Origin of the sequence: Erwinia aeris (assembly GCF_041224955.1) — a bacterium.
Taxonomy (GTDB): Bacteria; Pseudomonadota; Gammaproteobacteria; order Enterobacterales; family Enterobacteriaceae; genus Erwinia; species Erwinia aeris.
In genome coordinates this window covers 317,111-334,582 of the sequence record NZ_JBGFFX010000002.1, presented here as the reverse complement: position 1 = coordinate 334,582, position 17,472 = coordinate 317,111, and the positions used below count along the sequence as shown (strand labels likewise).

The window sequence follows — 17,472 nt, the reverse complement described above, 5'->3', positions numbered from 1 at the left end:
AATGGAAACCCGGATCAGAGTAGGGCAGGCGCCGTTTGAGATGGCCGAAGAGTACCGCTGGCTGGCCGCCTGTGATGAAGATGGCGCGGTGGTGACCTTTACCGGCAAAGTGCGCAATCACAACCTGGGCGATAACGTTTCTGCGCTGACGCTGGAGCATTATCCGGGGATGACCGAAAAGGCGCTGGCGGAGATTGTGGCCGAAGCGCGCGAACGCTGGCCGATGCAGCGCGTGACGGTGATCCATCGTATCGGCGAGCTGTTTCCCGGCGATGAAATCGTGCTGGTTGGCGTCAGCGGCGCACATCGAGGCGCGGCTTTTGCGGCGGCGGAATTTATTATGGATTATCTGAAAACCCGCGCGCCGTTCTGGAAAAGAGAAGCCACGCCGGAAGGCGAGCGCTGGGTTGATGCCCGCGACAGCGATAAAGAAGCCGCCTCGCGCTGGGCATAGCGGTTCTTTGCCGCCGGTCGGCAAGGGCGGGCCGTTCCGGGGCTGTTTTAGCCCGCTCTGATGGATTAATCATGTTTCGCTGTGTAACCTTGAGGTAAATTTTTTTTACACAGGGAAAGTCATGGTTTACTCCGCCGTTAAACGTCTGTCGCTGCTGGCCTTGCTGGTGCTGGCAGGCTGTAGCATTCAACCTGAAAAGAAGCTGCCCGAGCGGCGCCCGGCCGATGTAAAAGCGCAGATCACCCGGCTGCTGCCGTCCAAAGTCAGCGATCGTCAGGGCTGGACTGACGACATCTTCGCCGCGTTCACCAGCCAGAAGCTCGATCCTTCCGTCAGCAACGTCTGCGCCGTTATTGCCGTCGCCGATCAGGAAACCACCTTTAATGCTAACGCCAGCGTGCCGGGCCTGCCGAAAATCGCCTGGGGCGAAATCGACCGCCGCGCGGGCAAGCTGCATATTCCCTCCTTCGTGGTGCGTACCGCGCTGCGGATCAAATCGCCGAACGGCGAGAGCTATACCGACAGGCTGGACAAGGTGCGCAGCGAAAAAGAGCTGAGCGCCATTTTTGATGATTTTATCAATATGGTGCCGATGGGGCAGACGCTGTTTGGCAACCTCAACCCTATCCACACCGGCGGCCCGATGCAGGTCAGCATTGCCTTTGCCGAGGCCCATGCCGATGGCTACCCTTACCCAATCGATGGCACTATTCGTCGGGAAGTGTTCAGCCGTCGCGGCGGCGTCTGGTTCGGCACCCGCCATCTGCTTGGCTATCCGGCTAACTACAGCAAAACGCTTTACCGCTTCGCGGATTTTAACGCGGGCTGGTATGCCAGCCGCAACGCGGCGTTTCAGGCTGCCGTGGCGCGGCTTAGCGGCATTAAACTGGCGCTGGACGGCGATTTGATCCAGTACGGTTCGGATGCGGCCGGCTCCACCGAGCTGGCGGTACGGGCGTTGCACTTAGGGTTAAGCGACGGCGCCATCCGCAGCGCGCTGGAGAAAGGCGAAACGCTGGCGTTTGAAAAAACCGACTTATGGCAGCAGGTGTTTGCCCGGGCGGATAAAAATGCCGGCAGGCGTCAGCCGCGCGAGATGCTGCCCGGTATTAAGCTGGAAAGCCCGAAAATTACCCGCAGTCTGACTACCGCCTGGTTCGCGCAGCGCGTGGACGGACGTTATCAAAGCTGTCTGGGACGGGCAAACTAAGTCGATATGGTTAAATATTGCGCTTTGCTACTGTCCTTAGTACTATAGTAAAGTGAGGTCTGTCAGGGCGCAGGAAGCGCCGGGTAATTGATAGCAAGGATAGCGATAATGGCGATTTTTGTATTAAAGCCGTTCGACAGAAATCTCAAGGGGACGGGTATTGATAACGATAAGATTCGGCAGGCCGCCAGAGAAGTAATAGCCGGTTATTATGAAGCCAGTCTGGGCGGCCATGTCTATAAAAAGCGCATTCCGCTGGAGGCTGGAAAAAGCGGAGGCGCGCGTGCTGTGGTGGTGTTTAAATTGCAACAGCATCTTTTCTTTGTTAACGGTTACCCTAAATCCGCTGCAAAAAAAGCGGGTAAGGAAATTTCAGCCAGCGAGCTTGAAGCATACAGAAAAATTGCGGCGGAGCTGTTCACTATGTCGCCTGAAATAGTGGAAAAAGCGCTGGCCGCAGGAAAAATGCGAGAGGTTAAATTTGATGGTTGACCATTTAAAGGACTTACAGGAAATCGCCCACGACTTTCATGAAGTCGGCGGCGTTTCTGCTGAAACCGTGCACTACATTGATGCCCGTGTTCGATTGCAGGAGCTACGCCAGCGTCTTCCGGCGGTGCAGGATATGCCCGGCCAGGCGATACGGCAGCTGCGCGAGCGTTTCGATCTCAGCCAGGCGATGCTGGCCGAATACGTCAATATGTCGGTGGTAACCATTTCCAAATGGGAGCGGGGCGAAAAGAAACCTAACGGCGCGGCGTTAAGGGTACTGAATACGCTGGCGCGCAAAGGCCCGGATGCTTTTGCCTGACGTTATCCTGAGCGATTAAGGCAGCCTCACTAAGAGGCTGCCATCTTCCGTTATGCCGATTCCAGCCTGAAAATTTGTACCGTTTGCGCCAGCTGTTTCGCCTGATCTTCCAGCGAAGCGGCGGCGGCGGACATTTGCTGAACCAGCGCGGAGTTCTGCTGCGTCGCGCCGTCCATCTGGTTGACGGCCACCGTCACCTGGCCAATGCCCTGCGACTGCTCGTCGGAAGCGTGCACGATCTCGCCGATAATCGTCTTCACGGAATTCACGGCGGTATTCATCTCCTGCATGGTTCTGCCCGCGTCCTGCACCAGCGAAACCCCGGTATTCACGCGCTGCGTTGATTCGCCAATCAGCGCCGAGATGTCTTTTACCGCGTTGGCGCTGCGCTGCGCCAGACTGCGTACTTCCGACGCCACCACGGCGAAACCACGGCCCTGTTCGCCAGCCCGAGCGGCTTCCACCGCGGCGTTAAGCGCCAGAATATTGGTCTGGAAAGCAATGCCGTTAATGATGCTGGTGATCGCACCGATTTTCTGCGAGCTTTCGTCAATCTGCTGCATGATTTCCACCACCTGCTGCACCAGCTGCTCGCCTCGCTGTGCGATAGCGGTGGCGTTATCGGTCAGCTCGGTGGCGCTGTGCGCGTTATCGGCATTGTGCTTCACCGTGGCGGTAAGCTGTTCCATGCTGGCGGCGGTCTCTTCCAGCGCGGCGGCCTGCTGTTCGGTACGTGATGCCAGATCGAGGTTGCCGGAAGCGATCTCTTCTGCGCCCTGGCGGACGGAATCGCTGGCGGAAATGATCTCGCCAACCATCGTGCGCAGCTGCTGCTGCATGGTCTGCATGGCGAAGAAAATGCTTTGCCTGTCCTGCGCACCAACCGGAATATCCGCGCTGAGGTTGCCTTCCGCCACGCCAAGCGCGATTTCTGCGGCCTGAGAGGGTTCGCCGCCCACCGGCCGGGAGATTTTTCGGCTGAACAGCACACCCAGCACGGCGCAGACAATCACAATGCTCAGCACCATCATAATCAGCGCATGGATCAGCTGACGGTTGGCCTCAGCCATTACCGCACTGACCGGCGCCACCACGCCCAGATACCAGGGCTGCTGGCTGTTGCCGATGGTCACAGGGCGCCAGGTTTCCAGCACATCCTCGCCCAGCACGCGGTCAAAATGCTGCACCACATCCTGGGTAAAGCCGTTGGTTTCGCCTTTATACGCCTTGCCCGCTTCCGCTTTGTCAGGGCTGGACACCACCAGGCCTTTGTTGGAAAGCAGCAGCGCATAGCCGGTGCCGCTCCAGGGCTTCACCGCGCCCACGCTTTTTTGCAGCGAGGCGAGCGAGATATCGGACGTGGCGACCGCTTTCAGCTGGCCGTTATCCATAATCACCGCCGCCACCGAGGTCAGCAGCGTCGGCACGCCGTTATAGGCGTAGCTGTAAGGTTCAATCAATACATCCTTTTGCAGCTTTTGCGGGATCAGATAGTAGTCGCCCTGGCCGGGCGTGAAGATGGATTCCAGATTATGCATGGCGAAATTGCCCGCGCTGTCGCGATCGACAAAGCGCGCGAAACGTCCCTGCGGCGGCGTACCGGGCTGGGCGGCGAATTCCGCATCTTTGCCGTCAAAGGCATTGGCTTCAAAGGTGATCGACAGCGACAGATAGTCCGGATTCTGCTTCATGGCTGCCTTCATTAACTCTTCCGCGACTTTGCGGTCGGGCACGCCAGCGGCGGGCAGGGCGAGAATGCTCTGGCCCATATCTCTGGCTACCGTGCGGGCGTAATCAAGGCTTTGCTGCACGCTGAGCGCGTTGCTTTGGGCAATTTGTCCCAGATACTGCTCGGCGATTTTGCGCTGCTGCTGGCTGGACTGCCAGCTGAGCAGACCAATAGTGATGGTAAAACCGAGCGTGATAGTTAATGCGCCGGTCAGGAGCATCATGGTGCGCGTGCTCATTTTTCGCTTCTGGTGTGGCTTGTTCATCAGGAACCCCTGGAGTGAATTAAATTGTTCTCAGACTTCCCGGTAAGCGTTCTCCCTGTGTTCACTCTATCGGCAAAAAATGGTTGACCTTTATACAGTCGCGGGGCGTCAGGCCAGGTTTGTGGTGCAAGGGGAATTTTTGTCACGAAAAAGCTACAGGCGCTGCTGGCCCAACCCGGCCGGACTGTGCCAGACTTAGCAGTAAATTCACCTTAAAGGAGAGCATCATGGAAAGATATCCTCGTTCCAACGGTTCTATTGTTTCCGGCGCCACCACGGGCCTGCAAACCTACATGGCGCAGGTCTACGGCTGGATGACCTGCGGTCTGCTGCTGACCGCTTTCGTGTCCTGGTTTGCCGCCAACACCCCTGCGGTCATGCAGCTGGTTTTTGCCAATAAAATTACCTTTTACGGGCTGATTATCGCCCAGCTGGCCGTGGTCTTTGTGCTGTCCGGCATGGTGCACAAGCTGAGCGGCGCGGTCGCGACCGGTCTGTTTATGCTCTATTCGGCGCTGACCGGGCTGACGCTGGCCAGCATCTTTTTGCTATATACCTATTCGTCTATCGCCAGCACTTTTGTGGTCACCGGCGGGATGTTCGGCGTAATGAGCTTCTGGGGCTATACCACTAAGCGCGATCTGAGCCGGATGGGCAGTATCCTGTTTATGGCGCTGATCGGTATTCTGCTGGCGTCGCTGGTTAACTTCTGGCTGAAAAGCACCGCGCTGATGTGGGCCGTTACCTATATCGGCGTGCTGGTGTTCGTCGGGCTGACCGCGTATGACACGCAGAAGCTGAAAAATATCGGTGAGAATATTGATGTGCGGGATAAAGAGAATCTGCGCCGCCACTCGATTATGGGCGCGCTGACGCTGTATCTGGACTTTATTAACCTGTTCCTGATGCTGCTGCGGATTTTCGGCAACCGCCGTTAATGAACAAGGGGCGTTTACCGCCCCTTTTTTTACGCCTGCTTTTGCATATCCTGCTGGTTTTTATGCCTCAGGCTTTTCGCCCGGCTCTCCAGCCACAGATAAAGCACCAGCGCCAACAGCAGCGGCGCGATAAAGTAGATGACGCGATAGGCCAATAGCCCGGCGATAATGGCGCCGTGCGACAGATGCTCGCCGCTCAACAGCGCCAGGAATACCGCTTCCAGCACGCCAATCCCGGCAGGGATATGAATAATCACGCCCGCAATACTGCTGATCAGCAGCACGCCCAGCACCTGAGGATAATCAACCTGCTGCGCAAACAGCAGCCAGATAATCATCCCCATCACCAGCCAGTTAGCGCTGGACACCGCAAACTGCAGCATCGCCATGCGGAAAGAGGGCAAAGCCAGCTTGTGGCCTTTTACCGTCCAGCGGCGACGTTTGGAGAAGGCGCAGAGCGCAAGATAAAACACCACAAAGGCCAGCAGCCCCACGCCGATCGCGCGCAGCGTGCCTTCGCCGATAAACCAGCCTTTGGGGATCGGCACCGCGCCGCTGCTGAAGACGATACCGGCCACCAGCACGTAGCCCAGCCAGTTGGTAGCGATACTGAGCGAAAAAATACGCGTAATGGTGCTGCCGCTCAGGCCGAGCCGCGAATAGAGCCGGTAGCGCATCGCCACGCCGCCTACCCAGGTACTGAGCGTCAGGTTAAAGGCGTAGCAGATAAACGACACCAGCATCACCTGCCGCTTTTGCAGCTTGTGGCCGCAGTAGGCCTGGCCGATTAAATCGTAGAGGCCATAGGTCAGATAGCTGACCATCACCAGAGCTACGGAGGCGAGAATAGCCGTGCGGTTATAGTTGGTAATAACGTTAAGCACGTCATGCCAGTTAACCTTGCGGGCGTAAATCACCAGCAGCACGATTACCGCGATAAAAAACAGGCCGGTCAGCCCTTTTTTTATCCATTTCCAGCGAGCATGTGACTGAGACATCAGGATTTAGCCCTCTCTTTTTCACTGTCAGATTCGACGCGATCCTGGGTTTCCATTTCAGGCTGCACCGGCGGCGCGATCTGCGCCAGCTTAGGCGTATGCGCGGGCAGCCAGCCGGCAATCGCCGGGAAATGCCGCAGGAAGTGGAAGACCACAATGCTTTTCCCCAGCTGCCACCAGTTTTGAGGAGGGAGCTTATCTTCATCCACCCGTACGCAATCCTCGGCCAGCAGACGCGTCAGTTCGGTGCGCAGGGTCTGGTTGAATGCGCGATCGTGAATGATCAGATTCGCCTCCAGGTTCAGCGACAGGCTAAGCGGATCGAGATTGCTGGAGCCAACCGTTGACCAGAAGTTATCCTGGATGGCAATTTTGGCATGGAGCGGACGCCGGATATATTCGTACACCTCCACGCCGCCGCCGACCAGGTAGTTATACAGCAGCTCTGCGCCGACCTTGACGATCGGCATATCGGGCTTGCCCTGCACGATCAATTTCACCGATACGCCGCGCTGGGCCGCCGAGCGCATTTCGCGCAGCAGACGATAGCCGGGGAAGAAATAGGCGTTGGCGATAATCACCTCTTCTTTGGCCTCGCGCAGCATATCGATATAGTGTTGCTCGATATCGTCGCGGTGCTCGTCGTTATCGCGCCAGACAAACAGCACCTGCGCATCGCCCGGCGCACGGTTGCGCACGGCGCGGTGCGACCGTCCGTTCCACCAGCGCCTGACCGGCTGTTCGCTGTTGATCGCCTCCTTGACGTAGCGGGCAATATCTTCCACCACCGGGCCTTTGACCTCGACGGTGTAGTCCTGCTTCGCTTCCTCGCCGTAGCTGGAATTATGCTCGGCGGAATAGTTAATGCCGCCGACAAAAGCGATTTCACCGTCGCAAACCACGGTTTTACGGTGCATGCGGCGGAAAACGTTGGTTCTCATGCCAAACACCAGCGGGCGCGGATCGTAAAAGATAAAGCGCACGCCAGCGGAGGTGAGACTGCGGATAAATTCCGGCGAAAGGTCGTTAGAGCCATAGCCGTCCAGCAGCATTTCAACCTTCACGCCGCGCGTGGCGGCATCCAGAATAACTTCCTGCAGAGCTTTTCCGACTTCATCCTCAAAAAGAATAAAAGTTTCCAGCAGCACGCTCTCTTTTGCGCGGCGGATCGCCTCGAAGACGCGGGGAAAATATTGTTCGCCATTGGCCAACAGGCGCAGGTGATTACCGTCACGCCATTCCGTTTTCATAAGTGTATCTCCACAGCCAGAGGCGCGTGATCGGACAGGTGCGACCAGGGTCGCAGCGGTATTTTGTGCGGATGACTGACGGCGGCATTACGGACGTAAATTCGATCCAGTCGTAACAGAGGAAAGCGGGCAGGGAAGGTACGTGCCGGGCGGCCGTTTTTCTGGCTGAATACCTCTTCCATCCCCGCTCCTCGTTGTAATATTTTATTGGCTTTTTGCTGCCAGTCGTTGAAGTCGCCCGCCACCACCACGGGTTCATCCGGCGGCAGACTATTAAGCAGCTCGCAGAGCATGGTTAGCTGAGCGGCGCGATGCGCGTCCCGCAGGCCCAGATGCACGCAGACGGTATGCAAAATCTTGTCGCTGTCGGGGAGCGTTATTTTACAGTACAGGAGGCCCCGCTTTTCCGTGCCCTCTACGGAGATATCCCGGTTTTCATAGGACAAAATGGGAAAGCGGGACAGCAGCGCGTTGCCATGATGGCCTTCAGGATAGACGGCGTTGCGCCCATAGGCGAAATCTTGCCACATCATCTCGGCAAGAAATTCGTAATGGGGCGTGTCGGGCCAGTTCTGCACCTTAATAGAGTGCAGATCGTGAGAGCCCATGACCTCCTGCAAAAAGACAATATCGGCCGAGGTATCTCTGACCGCATCCCTTAATTCCGGCAAAATAAAACGCTTATTGGTCGCGCTGAAACCCATGTGCGTATTGATCGTCAGGACTTTTAATGAAAATCCTTGCGGTTTTTGTGACATACTGTGCGCGCTCTCCTCTTCGGATCAGGAAGAGTAAAGTGTAGTCCTTGTCACAAAAGTGTGCCGCTAAGTGCAGAAATTTACGGCATTAATTAAGAACTACGGTAGTCTGATGAAATGCGTTGTCACTTACTGTGACAGCCAGGCTTGGGCAGACCTCAGTCAGGTCTGTCGGGAGATAAAATAATGAAATGGTCCAATCGTGTTCAGATTGTTACCGGACAAACCTGTGTCCATATCACGCTGCACCTGCTGCTGATTGCCGCCCTTGTCTGGGGCTGGCAGCATCATGCGCTGTTCCAGGTCAGCTCGGTGTTACTGGCGATGTACGCCAGCGTCTTTATCGTCATGCTGCCGGCCCAGCGCCTGCCGCGTTTACGTCGCCTGGGCGACTTCCTGGAAGACGTCACCACCACTTACTATTTTGGCGCCGCGATGCTGGTGCTGTATCTGCTGTCCCGCGTAGTGCATAACAACCTGCTGCTGGGCTGCGTTGGCGTGGTCATGCTGACCGGGCCCGCCGTGGTTTCGCTGCTGGCTAAAGAGCCGGTGCGCGTTCGCCGTTAACGCCGGGCGGGCCGCGACGGCCCGCCATCCTGCCGCTTCCCGCCATCCTGCCGCTTCCCGCCATCCTGCCGCTTCCCGCTATCCTGCCGCTTCCCGCTATCCTGCCGCTTCCCGGCCCCCGTTCCCGTGATAAACCCGCCGCTTTTTTGGCCGTGAAAGAATATTTCGCGCCGGGCGTGGAACATCTGTTATAATCCGGCCCTTACGCACCGTGGTTTGTGCCCCCTTTCAAGCGTCAGGCTGAGCCTGGCGTCATATTCTCCCCCTGGAAACTACACCGCTTGTCGCGGTCAGGGCGGAACCGGAGTCAGTCAACTTTATGTCATTTGATTCTCTCGGCCTTAATGCCGATATTTTGCGTGCAGTTAACGAACAGGGCTATAACGAGCCAACCCCTATTCAGCGTCAGGCGATCCCTGTCGTACTGGGCGGGCGCGACCTGATGGCCAGCGCCCAGACCGGTACCGGTAAAACCGCTGGTTTTACGCTGCCGCTGCTGCAGCTGCTGAGCAGCTCAAGCCCGCATCCAAAAGGTCGCCGCCCCGTTCGCGCGCTGATCTTAACCCCAACCCGCGAGCTGGCCGCGCAGGTTGGCGAAAACGTGCGCGATTACAGTAAATATCTGGATCTGCGCTCGCTGGTCGTCTTTGGCGGCGTCAGCATTAACCCGCAGATGATGAAGCTGCGCGGCGGCGTTGACGTGCTGGTGGCAACTCCGGGCCGTCTGCTGGATCTGGAGCATCAGAACGCGCTGGATCTGTCACAGGTTGAAATCTTGGTGCTGGACGAAGCGGACCGTATGCTGGATATGGGCTTTATCCACGATATCCGTCGCGTGCTGTCCAAGCTGCCGGCTAAGCGTCAGAACCTGCTGTTTTCCGCTACCTTCTCCGACGAGATCAAAACCCTGGCGGAAAAACTGCTGCATAACCCGGAGCAGGTGGAAGTGGCTCGCCGCAACACCGCTTCCGAGCAGATTACCCAGCACGTGCACTTTGTGGACAAAAAGCGCAAGCGGGAACTGCTTTCTTTCCTGATTGGTCGCGACAACTGGCAGCAGGTGCTGGTGTTTACCCGCACCAAGCACGGCGCTAACCATCTGGCTGAACAGCTGAATAAAGATGGCATCACCGCCGCCGCCATCCACGGCAACAAGAGCCAGGGCGCGCGTACCCGTGCGCTGAGCGACTTTAAAGACGGCAACATTCGCGTACTGGTGGCGACCGACATCGCCGCGCGCGGTATCGATATTTCCGAACTGCCGCACGTAGTTAACTACGAGCTGCCGAACGTGCCGGAAGATTATGTGCACCGTATCGGCCGTACGGGCCGTGCTGCCGCCACCGGCGAAGCGCTGTCGCTGGTCTGCGTGGACGAGCACAAGCTGCTGCGCGATATCGAGCGCGTGCTGAAGCGTGAGATCCCGCGTATCGCTATTGAAGGCTACGAGCCGGATCCGAGCATCAAAGCGGAGCCGATTCAGAACGGTCGTCAGCAGCGTGGCGGCGGTGGCGGCGGTGCAGGCCGTGGTCGCGGCGCGCCGCAGGGCAATCGCGGCGGCGAACGCGGTCAGAGCGGCAACCGTAGCGGTAACGGCGGTGGCCGTGGCCAGGCAGCCAGCGGCGAGCGTAGCCAGTCGGAGCGTCAGGGCAGCGGCCCACGTCGTCAGGGCGAAAGCGCTGGCGCACCGCGCACCAACAAAACCCGTCAGCGTCGCTCTAACCCGGCGTAACGGTAAATAAGGGGGATCGCCCGATCCCCTTGTTTTCGCTGGCGGTTAAGCCAGCCTCCTCTTTCCTTTATCAGCAACGGTTTGTGACATGCGCGTTTTACTTGCCCCGATGGAGGGCGTGCTTGATTCACTGGTGCGCGAACTGCTCACCGACGTCAACGATTACGATCTCTGTATCACCGAGTTTCTGCGGGTGGTCGATCAGCTTTTGCCTGCCAAATCCTTTTACCGGCTCTGTCCGGAGCTGCTTCACGCCAGCCGTACGCCTTCCGGCACGCTGGTGCGTATTCAGCTGCTGGGTCAGTATCCTGAATGGCTGGCGGAAAACGCGGCGCGCGCGGCGGAGCTGGGCTCCTGGGGCGTCGATCTGAACTGCGGCTGTCCTTCCAAAACCGTTAACGGCAGCGGCGGCGGCGCCACCCTGCTGAAAGATCCCGAGCTGATTTATCGCGGCGCGAAAGCGATGCGCGCAGCCGTTCCTGCGCATTTGCCGGTGACGGTGAAGGTGCGGCTGGGATGGGAGTCAGGCGCGCGACAGTTTGAAATCGCGGATGCGGTAGAGCAGGCCGGCGCCAGCGAACTGGTGGTGCACGGGCGCACCAAAGAAGATGGTTACAAGCCGGAGCGGATTAACTGGCAGGCGATTGGCGAGATCCGCCAGCGTCTGACTATCCCGGTTATCGCCAACGGTGAAATCTGGGACTGGCAAAGCGCGCAGGATTGTCTGCGGGTAACGGGCTGCGACGCCGTGATGATCGGGCGCGGCGCGCTTAATGTCCCCAATCTGAGCCGGGTGATTAAATACAACGAACCGCCTTTGCCCTGGCCGCAGGTAGTGACGCTGCTACAGCGCTACGTGCAGCTGGAAAAACAGGGTGATACCGGGCTTTATCATGTTGCCAGGATCAAACAGTGGCTGGGCTATCTGCGCAAAGCCTATCAGGAAGCCAGCGATCTGTTTAGCCAGGTACGCGCGTTGAAAACCTCAGGCGAGATCGCGCTGGCGGTGGATCGCTATGCGTTAACGGTGAGATAACTCGCCGTTCCTATTACAAATTTGTAACATTTAGCCGCAGGATCTCACCTTGTGCTAAGGGTATGATGTGAGGCTTATCACACTTATTTTCCGGCTCTGACATGTCTGCGATCCCAGCCTTATCCAGCGCTCAGCTCAACAAGCGCATTATTTCCGTGGTGATTTTCACCTTCTTTTGCTACCTCTCTATCGGTCTGCCGCTGGCGGTTCTGCCTGGCTACGTGCATAACCAGTTGGGCTACAGCACCTTTATCGCTGGCTTAATTATCAGCCTGCAATACTTCGCTACCCTGATCAGCCGTCCACAGGCCGGGCGCTATGCCGATCTGCTCGGCCCGAAAAAAGTGGTGCTGATGGGCCTGGTGCTGTGCGGCGCCAGCGGTTTGTTCAGCATCCTGGCGGTGATGTTTAGCACGCCGCTAACCAGCCTGATTTTATTGGCTATCGGGCGCGTTATGTTAGGGCTGGGCGAAAGCCTGACCGCCACCGGCTCCATTCTCTGGGGCATTAATATTGTCGGCACCACGCAAAGCGCGCGGGTAATCTCCTGGAACGGCGTGGCGACCTATCTGGCGATGGCGATGGGCGCGCCGCTGGGCGTGATGCTTAACGCCGCCTTCGGCATCCCTGGTTTTGCCGGATTGATTGTGCTGATGGCGGTTTTTGGTTTCTGGCTGGCGTCTCGCCGTGCGGCGGTGGTGGTCACTACAGGCCAGCGCATTCCGTTTAACCAGGTGTTTTCCCGTATCTGGCCGTACGGACTCTGTCTGGGGTTGGGCACTATCGGCTTCGGCGTTATCGCCACCTTTATCACGCTCTATTTTGCCAGCCACGGCTGGCGCGGCGCGGCCTTTTCGCTGACGCTGTTCAGCGCGGGTTTTGTGGCGATGCGTCTGGTGTTCAGCAACTTTATCAGCCGGTTTGGCGGCCTGCGCGTTTCCGCCTGCTCTTTCGCTATCGAGTGCGTTGGCCTGCTGATTATCTGGCAGGCGCACTCGTCGCTGGTGGTGGATATCGGCGCGTTTCTGACCGGCTCCGGCTTTTCGCTGATCTTTCCGGCGCTGGGCGTGGAGGCTATCAGGCAGGTGGCGCCGCAAAACCAGGGATCGGCGCTCGGCCTCTATTCTGCCTTTCTGGATTTTGGCCTGGGCATCACTGGGCCGGTGGCGGGACTGCTGATAGGGCGCTGGGGTATTGATACCGTTTATCTGGCAGCGGCTGTGGTGGTGGCTTTTGCGCTGGTGGTGATTATGCGGTTACGCCTGCGGGCGGGCGCAGCGTTAGAAAACTAAGGCTGCATCAAGGTGATGCAGCCTGAAGCGGCGGTTAAAAGCGGGTAAAAAGCCAGTAAAGCGAGGCGGAAAGCAGGATCGACACCGGCAGCGTTAATATCCAGGCCATGGCCAGGTTGCGCAGCGTGGCAAGCTGTAGCCCGGAACGGTTAGCGGCCATGGTGCCCGCCACGCCGGAAGAGAGCACGTGCGTGGTGGAAACCGGCAGGCCAAAACCATCTGCGGCGCCGATAGTCGCCATTGCCACCAGCTCCGCGCTGGCGCCCTGGGCGTAACTCAGGTGCGTTTTGCCGATTTTTTCACCCACCGTTACCACGATCCTGCGCCAGCCCACCATCGTCCCCAGACCCAGCGCGATAGCGACCACCACCTTCACCCACCAGGGAATAAAGCGCGTGGCGTTATCCAGCTCTGCCTTCAGCGCATCCAGATCCCGCTGCGTCTGCGCGGGCAGCCTGAACTGCGGTTCGCTCTTCAGATGCTTGATGGTTTCCGAAGCCAGATACATAGTATTGCGGGTATTAGAAACGGCCTGCGCCGGGATCTTATCCACGGTGCCGTATTGTCGGATCTGATCGCCAATAGCGCCGGTTAGCTGCGCCAGCGCGGGAAGAACCTGCGGCGTCAGCGTGGTGGTGCGCACGTAGGCCGTCAGCACGTCGTAGGGCGAAGCGGGCATCGGCACGCCGGACGACTGGCGCAGCAGCTCCTGTTGCGTCACGGTAGCCAGCGCCGCCACGCGCGGGCTTTGTTCAGCAGGGATAGAACGGTTCAGCGCGTAGGCCATCGGCATGGTGCCGACCAGGATCAGCATTATCAGCCCCATGCCTTTCTGACCGTCGTTGGAACCGTGCGCGAAAGAGACGCCGGTACAGGTTAAAATCAGCAGCCCGCGTATCCACACCGGCGGCTTGCGGTTGCCCTGCGGCGCGCTATACAGGCGACGATTTTTCACCACGCGCTTCATCACCAGCAGCAGCAGGCCCGCGCAGACAAAGCCCACTACCGGCGACAGCAGCAGCGCATAGCCCACTTTCAGCGCCTGATCCCAGTCCACGCCGCTGGTGCCGGTACGGCCGTGGATCAGCGCGTTCGCCACGCCGACGCCGATAATAGAGCCGATAAGCGTATGGGAAGAGGAGGCGGGCAGGCCAAACCACCAGGTGCCCAGGTTCCAGAGAATAGCGGAAAACAGCAGCGCATAAACCATCGCGAAGCCGCCGCCGCTGCTCGCCTGTAAAATCAGCTCCACGGGCAGCAGCGAAATAATGCCGAAGGCGACCACGCCGCTGGAAAGCAGCACGCCCAGGAAGTTAAAAAATCCCGACCAAATCACCGCCACGGTTGGCGTCAGCGAGTGGGTATAGATCACCGTCGCCACGGCGTTGGCCGTATCGTGAAAGCCGTTGACGAACTCAAAGCCCAGCGCAATCAGCAGCGCCATGCCGAGCAGCAGATAGGGAACGTAGCTGGTGCTGGCGCCGCCCGCGTCGCTGACGTCACGAAAGAGGTTCACGCCGGCGAAGGCGATGCCCAGCACGAGCAGCAGAATAAACAGCAGCACGGAGAGCCGACTGTTCTTTTGGAAAACGGGGCGACTGCTGGCCGCCGGATAGTGCGGTACTGCGCTATTGTCGCTCATAAATCCTCTCAGCCGTCAGCGAAAAAGAGACACCTGTCTGAAGATGTACGCAGGCTTGATGACAGTAAGATGACCGAAATAGCATCTGATAACGTCTACTAACGCAGCATATAACGTTAATCACCTTATTTATCAGATATATTCCCGTGCTTAGCGCCCGCGTTATCAATTAGGGTATAAAGACATTCGCCCGCCGTTTCAGAGGATTCTGTTCACGCCTATGTCTTTTTCTTTATTTCGCTCGCCGCTTACCGGCCTGCTATTACTGCCCGTGCTGGCGACGGGGGCTGCCCGCGCCGATACGGTCTGGATGAAAAATGGCGATCGCCTCAGCGGTACCATCCGTTCGTTAAGCGACGGCAAACTGGTGATGGACAGCAGCTACGGCGGTACGCTTTCGCTGGACTGGGGGGCGGTCAGCACGCTTTCCAGTGAAAAGGCGATAGATCTGCGCAGCGGCGATACGGTGTTTAAAGCGCAGCTGGAAGCCGCCGATCGGGGCTATATTGTGGTGCGGCGCGGCGATGACGAGCAGCGCGTTCAGGTTGCGAAGTTCGACGAATTTATGAAGCCTAAGCCTAAAACCGACGCGCTGACCTGGACCGGCAATATCGATGTGGGCGTCAGCCTGAAAAAAGCCTCTACCCATACTCAGGACTCGCATTTCGCTTACAACAACAAGGTCAACGTGGGCAAATGGCGTAACGATTTCGGCGGCACCTATACGCGCGAAAAAGAAGACGACAGCATGAACACCGAAAACTACAGCCTGCGCTACGCGCTGGACTATAAGTTTCAGGATCGGCTGTTCTGGCAGGGCAGGGCCAGCTACAAGCGCGACTGGGTGGAGGATCTTTCCGAACAGGCGCTGCTGGGCACCGGTCCTGGCTATCAGTTCTGGGATGACGAGCTGGGTTCTTTCTCGCTGGCCCTGCTGGGCGGCGCGTTTACCTATGGCTATAGCGACGGCAGTTATGACAGCCATTTAGGCGCGTCGCTGCGCTGGGACTATCAGCGCTTTCTTGAGGGCAGAAAGATTGCGCTGTTCAGCCACGGCGACGCGGGGCATTCGCTGGATGGCAACATCTTTACGCTGGATGCGGAAGTCGGCCTGCGTTACCAGCTGACCAGCTGGTCTTCGCTGAACGTCAGCTACGGCCATAACCTGGTCAGCGGCACGCGCGATACGCTCAACGAGCGTAACTTTACCACCGGCCTGGGCCTGAAATGGTAGCGCCCGGAGGTCTTCGCCGCAGACGGACTAACGCTCCGTCATTTTTAGCGGCCTTTTCTCAGACTACCAGCAGCTTGCCGGCGGCCTGTTTGCGTTTGTAAATCGCCATCGTAAGCAGCAGCGGAATAACAATAGCGACGACCATCGCCATGCCAAACACGGCCCAATATTGCGTTTTAACCGACAAAATAGCCGGCAGCCCGCCAACGCCAATCCCGTTCGCCATCACGCCGGAAAGCCCGCAGATAAGACCGGCGCAGGCCGATCCCACCATGCCGCACAGCATGGGAAAACGGTATTTCATGTTGATCCCGTACATGGCCGGTTCGGTTACGCCCAGATAAGCGGAGATAGCCGCTGGTACGGAGATTTCACGCTCGTTCACTTTTTTGCTCATAAAGATGATGCCGAGCACCGCTGACCCCTGCGCCATGTTCGACAGGGCGATAATGGGCCAGACCGGTGTGCCGCCAAGATTCTGGATCAGCTGTAAATCTACCGCCAGCGTGGTCTGATGCACGCCGGTGATAACCAGCGGGGCATACAAAAAGCCAAACAGCGCGGAGCCGACGGGGGCAAAAGGCCCGGTCATCAGGTGGCTTACGCCCCAGGCGATACCGTTACCGACAATGCGGCCAAAAGGCCCAATAAGGGTATGCGCCAGAAACACCGCGATCAGCAGCGATACCACCGGCACCACCACCAGCGTTAAATAATCCGGCACGATACGCTTCAGCTTAAGCTCAATCCATGCCAGCGTCAGGCCAGCCAGAATTGAAGGGATAACCTGAGACTGATAGCCGACCTTATCGATAGTAAACCAGCCAAAATTCCACGACTCAGGCACCTGCTGGCCTAACAGGTAAGCATTCATCAGCTGCGGCGAAACCAGGGTGATCCCCAGCACGATCCCTAAAATCGGGGTACCGCCCATTTTTTTAACCACAGACCAGCACAGGCCTACCGGAATATAAAAGAAGATCGCCTCGCCAATTAACCACAAGAAATCGTAAACGCTTTTCCATACTACCGATGCGGCGGTAAGCGGAGCATCGTTATAAAGCGGTAAATCCCCAATCAGATTACGGAAGCCTAATATTAACCCTCCGCTGATAAGCGCCGGCAGCAGCGGGAAAAAGATTTCGGCAAAGTGCGAGATCAGGCTTTCGTGCCATTTCATATTCTGCCTGGCGACCCGCTTGGCGCTTTCTTTATCGGTGCCGCTAAGCTGTGTTTGTTTGAGCAATACCTGATACCAGTCATCGACATCCGTGCCGATAACCACCTGAAACTGACCGGCATTGGTAAAACAGCCTTTCACCATCGGCAGCGTTTCAATCTCTTTGGGCCTGGCTTTCGCCGGATCGTTAAGCACAAATCTGAGCCTCGTAATACAATGGCTCACCGTTGCTATATTTTCTTTTCCGCCCACCAGTTCGATCAGTTTATCAATATCCTGAGCATTACTTTTTTTTGCCATTTTTGCCTTCCAGAGGTGAAAGATAAGTCTTGCTGGCCATTATTGTTTTAATGGGATGTCGTTGCGTTTTTAAAAC

The 17,472-nt window shown here is 57.6% G+C and carries 16 protein-coding genes; 10 read left to right on the top strand and 6 right to left on the bottom strand.

Annotation, left to right across the window (positions count from 1 at the left end; translation table 11 throughout):
- Position 1: 1 nt before the first annotated feature.
- From moaE to AB6T85_RS05195, 4 genes are all read left to right on the top strand, one after another.
- Entirely contained in the window at positions 2-454 is a 453-nt protein-coding gene (gene moaE / locus AB6T85_RS05210) for a molybdopterin synthase catalytic subunit MoaE (RefSeq protein ID WP_125288839.1), read from the top strand.
- A gap of 121 nt (positions 455-575) precedes the next feature.
- Complete coding sequence (locus AB6T85_RS05205; protein WP_369894957.1) at positions 576-1,664, top strand: DUF1615 domain-containing protein; 1,089 nt, start codon at positions 576-578, stop codon at positions 1,662-1,664.
- A gap of 108 nt (positions 1,665-1,772) precedes the next feature.
- On the top strand, positions 1,773-2,156 hold the full coding sequence (locus AB6T85_RS05200) for a type II toxin-antitoxin system RelE/ParE family toxin (protein ID WP_253454828.1): 384 nt from the start codon (positions 1,773-1,775) through the stop codon (positions 2,154-2,156).
- The gene (locus AB6T85_RS05195; protein ID WP_301251287.1) at positions 2,149-2,475 is read left to right on the top strand and encodes a helix-turn-helix domain-containing protein; all 327 of its coding nucleotides are present in this window, start codon (positions 2,149-2,151) and stop codon (positions 2,473-2,475) included. Before AB6T85_RS05200 ends, AB6T85_RS05195 begins: the two co-directional genes overlap by 8 nt.
- Before the next feature lie 50 nt (positions 2,476-2,525).
- Here AB6T85_RS05195 and AB6T85_RS05190 read toward each other — a convergent pair whose 3' ends face one another.
- Positions 2,526-4,469, bottom strand: a complete 1,944-nt coding sequence (locus AB6T85_RS05190; RefSeq protein WP_301729817.1) for a methyl-accepting chemotaxis protein — start codon at positions 4,467-4,469, stop codon at positions 2,526-2,528.
- A gap of 227 nt (positions 4,470-4,696) precedes the next feature.
- On the opposite strand from AB6T85_RS05190, the gene AB6T85_RS05185 reads away from it, so the two are divergent.
- A complete protein-coding gene (locus AB6T85_RS05185) occupies positions 4,697-5,407 on the top strand; it encodes a Bax inhibitor-1/YccA family protein (protein ID WP_125288836.1) in 711 nt (236 codons plus the stop codon).
- Positions 5,408-5,436: 29 nt separating this feature from the next.
- Here the strand turns inward: AB6T85_RS05185 and AB6T85_RS05180 are convergent, their stop codons facing one another.
- From AB6T85_RS05180 to AB6T85_RS05170, 3 genes are read right to left on the bottom strand one after another with little or no spacing between them, the layout of a single operon-like run.
- Entirely contained in the window at positions 5,437-6,405 is a 969-nt protein-coding gene (locus tag AB6T85_RS05180; protein WP_369894955.1) for a lysylphosphatidylglycerol synthase domain-containing protein, read from the bottom strand.
- Entirely contained in the window at positions 6,405-7,655 is a 1,251-nt protein-coding gene (clsB, locus tag AB6T85_RS05175) for a cardiolipin synthase ClsB (RefSeq protein ID WP_301251285.1), read from the bottom strand. The genes AB6T85_RS05180 and clsB overlap by 1 nt, the downstream gene beginning before the upstream one ends.
- Complete coding sequence (locus tag AB6T85_RS05170; RefSeq protein WP_253454823.1) at positions 7,652-8,413, bottom strand: endonuclease/exonuclease/phosphatase family protein; 762 nt, start codon at positions 8,411-8,413, stop codon at positions 7,652-7,654. The genes clsB and AB6T85_RS05170 overlap by 4 nt, the downstream gene beginning before the upstream one ends.
- 186 nt (positions 8,414-8,599) lie before the next feature.
- On the opposite strand from AB6T85_RS05170, the gene AB6T85_RS05165 reads away from it, so the two are divergent.
- From AB6T85_RS05165 to AB6T85_RS05150, 4 genes are all read left to right on the top strand, one after another.
- The gene (locus tag AB6T85_RS05165; RefSeq protein ID WP_253454822.1) at positions 8,600-8,980 is read left to right on the top strand and encodes a YbhQ family protein; all 381 of its coding nucleotides are present in this window, start codon (positions 8,600-8,602) and stop codon (positions 8,978-8,980) included.
- A gap of 319 nt (positions 8,981-9,299) precedes the next feature.
- On the top strand, positions 9,300-10,712 hold the full coding sequence (gene rhlE / locus AB6T85_RS05160) for an ATP-dependent RNA helicase RhlE (RefSeq protein WP_301251284.1): 1,413 nt from the start codon (positions 9,300-9,302) through the stop codon (positions 10,710-10,712).
- Positions 10,713-10,800: 88 nt separating this feature from the next.
- Positions 10,801-11,748 carry a tRNA dihydrouridine(16) synthase DusC gene (dusC, locus tag AB6T85_RS05155; protein ID WP_301251283.1) on the top strand — a complete coding sequence of 316 codons (948 nt, stop codon included), beginning with the start codon at positions 10,801-10,803 and terminating at the stop codon, positions 11,746-11,748.
- 101 nt (positions 11,749-11,849) lie between these two features.
- Positions 11,850-13,040: an MFS transporter gene (locus AB6T85_RS05150; protein WP_369894954.1), complete on the top strand. Its 1,191-nt coding sequence runs from the start codon at positions 11,850-11,852 to the stop codon at positions 13,038-13,040.
- A gap of 34 nt (positions 13,041-13,074) precedes the next feature.
- On the opposite strand, the gene AB6T85_RS05145 is transcribed toward AB6T85_RS05150, so the two are convergent.
- The gene (locus AB6T85_RS05145; RefSeq protein WP_253454818.1) at positions 13,075-14,682 is read right to left on the bottom strand and encodes an inorganic phosphate transporter; all 1,608 of its coding nucleotides are present in this window, start codon (positions 14,680-14,682) and stop codon (positions 13,075-13,077) included.
- A gap of 220 nt (positions 14,683-14,902) precedes the next feature.
- Between AB6T85_RS05145 and AB6T85_RS05140 the strand changes: the two genes are divergently transcribed.
- Complete coding sequence (locus tag AB6T85_RS05140; RefSeq protein ID WP_253454817.1) at positions 14,903-15,916, top strand: DUF481 domain-containing protein; 1,014 nt, start codon at positions 14,903-14,905, stop codon at positions 15,914-15,916.
- A gap of 58 nt (positions 15,917-15,974) precedes the next feature.
- Here the strand turns inward: AB6T85_RS05140 and treB are convergent, their stop codons facing one another.
- The gene (gene treB, locus AB6T85_RS05135) at positions 15,975-17,396 is read right to left on the bottom strand and encodes a PTS trehalose transporter subunit IIBC (RefSeq protein ID WP_253454816.1); all 1,422 of its coding nucleotides are present in this window, start codon (positions 17,394-17,396) and stop codon (positions 15,975-15,977) included.
- Positions 17,397-17,472 lie beyond the last annotated feature (76 nt).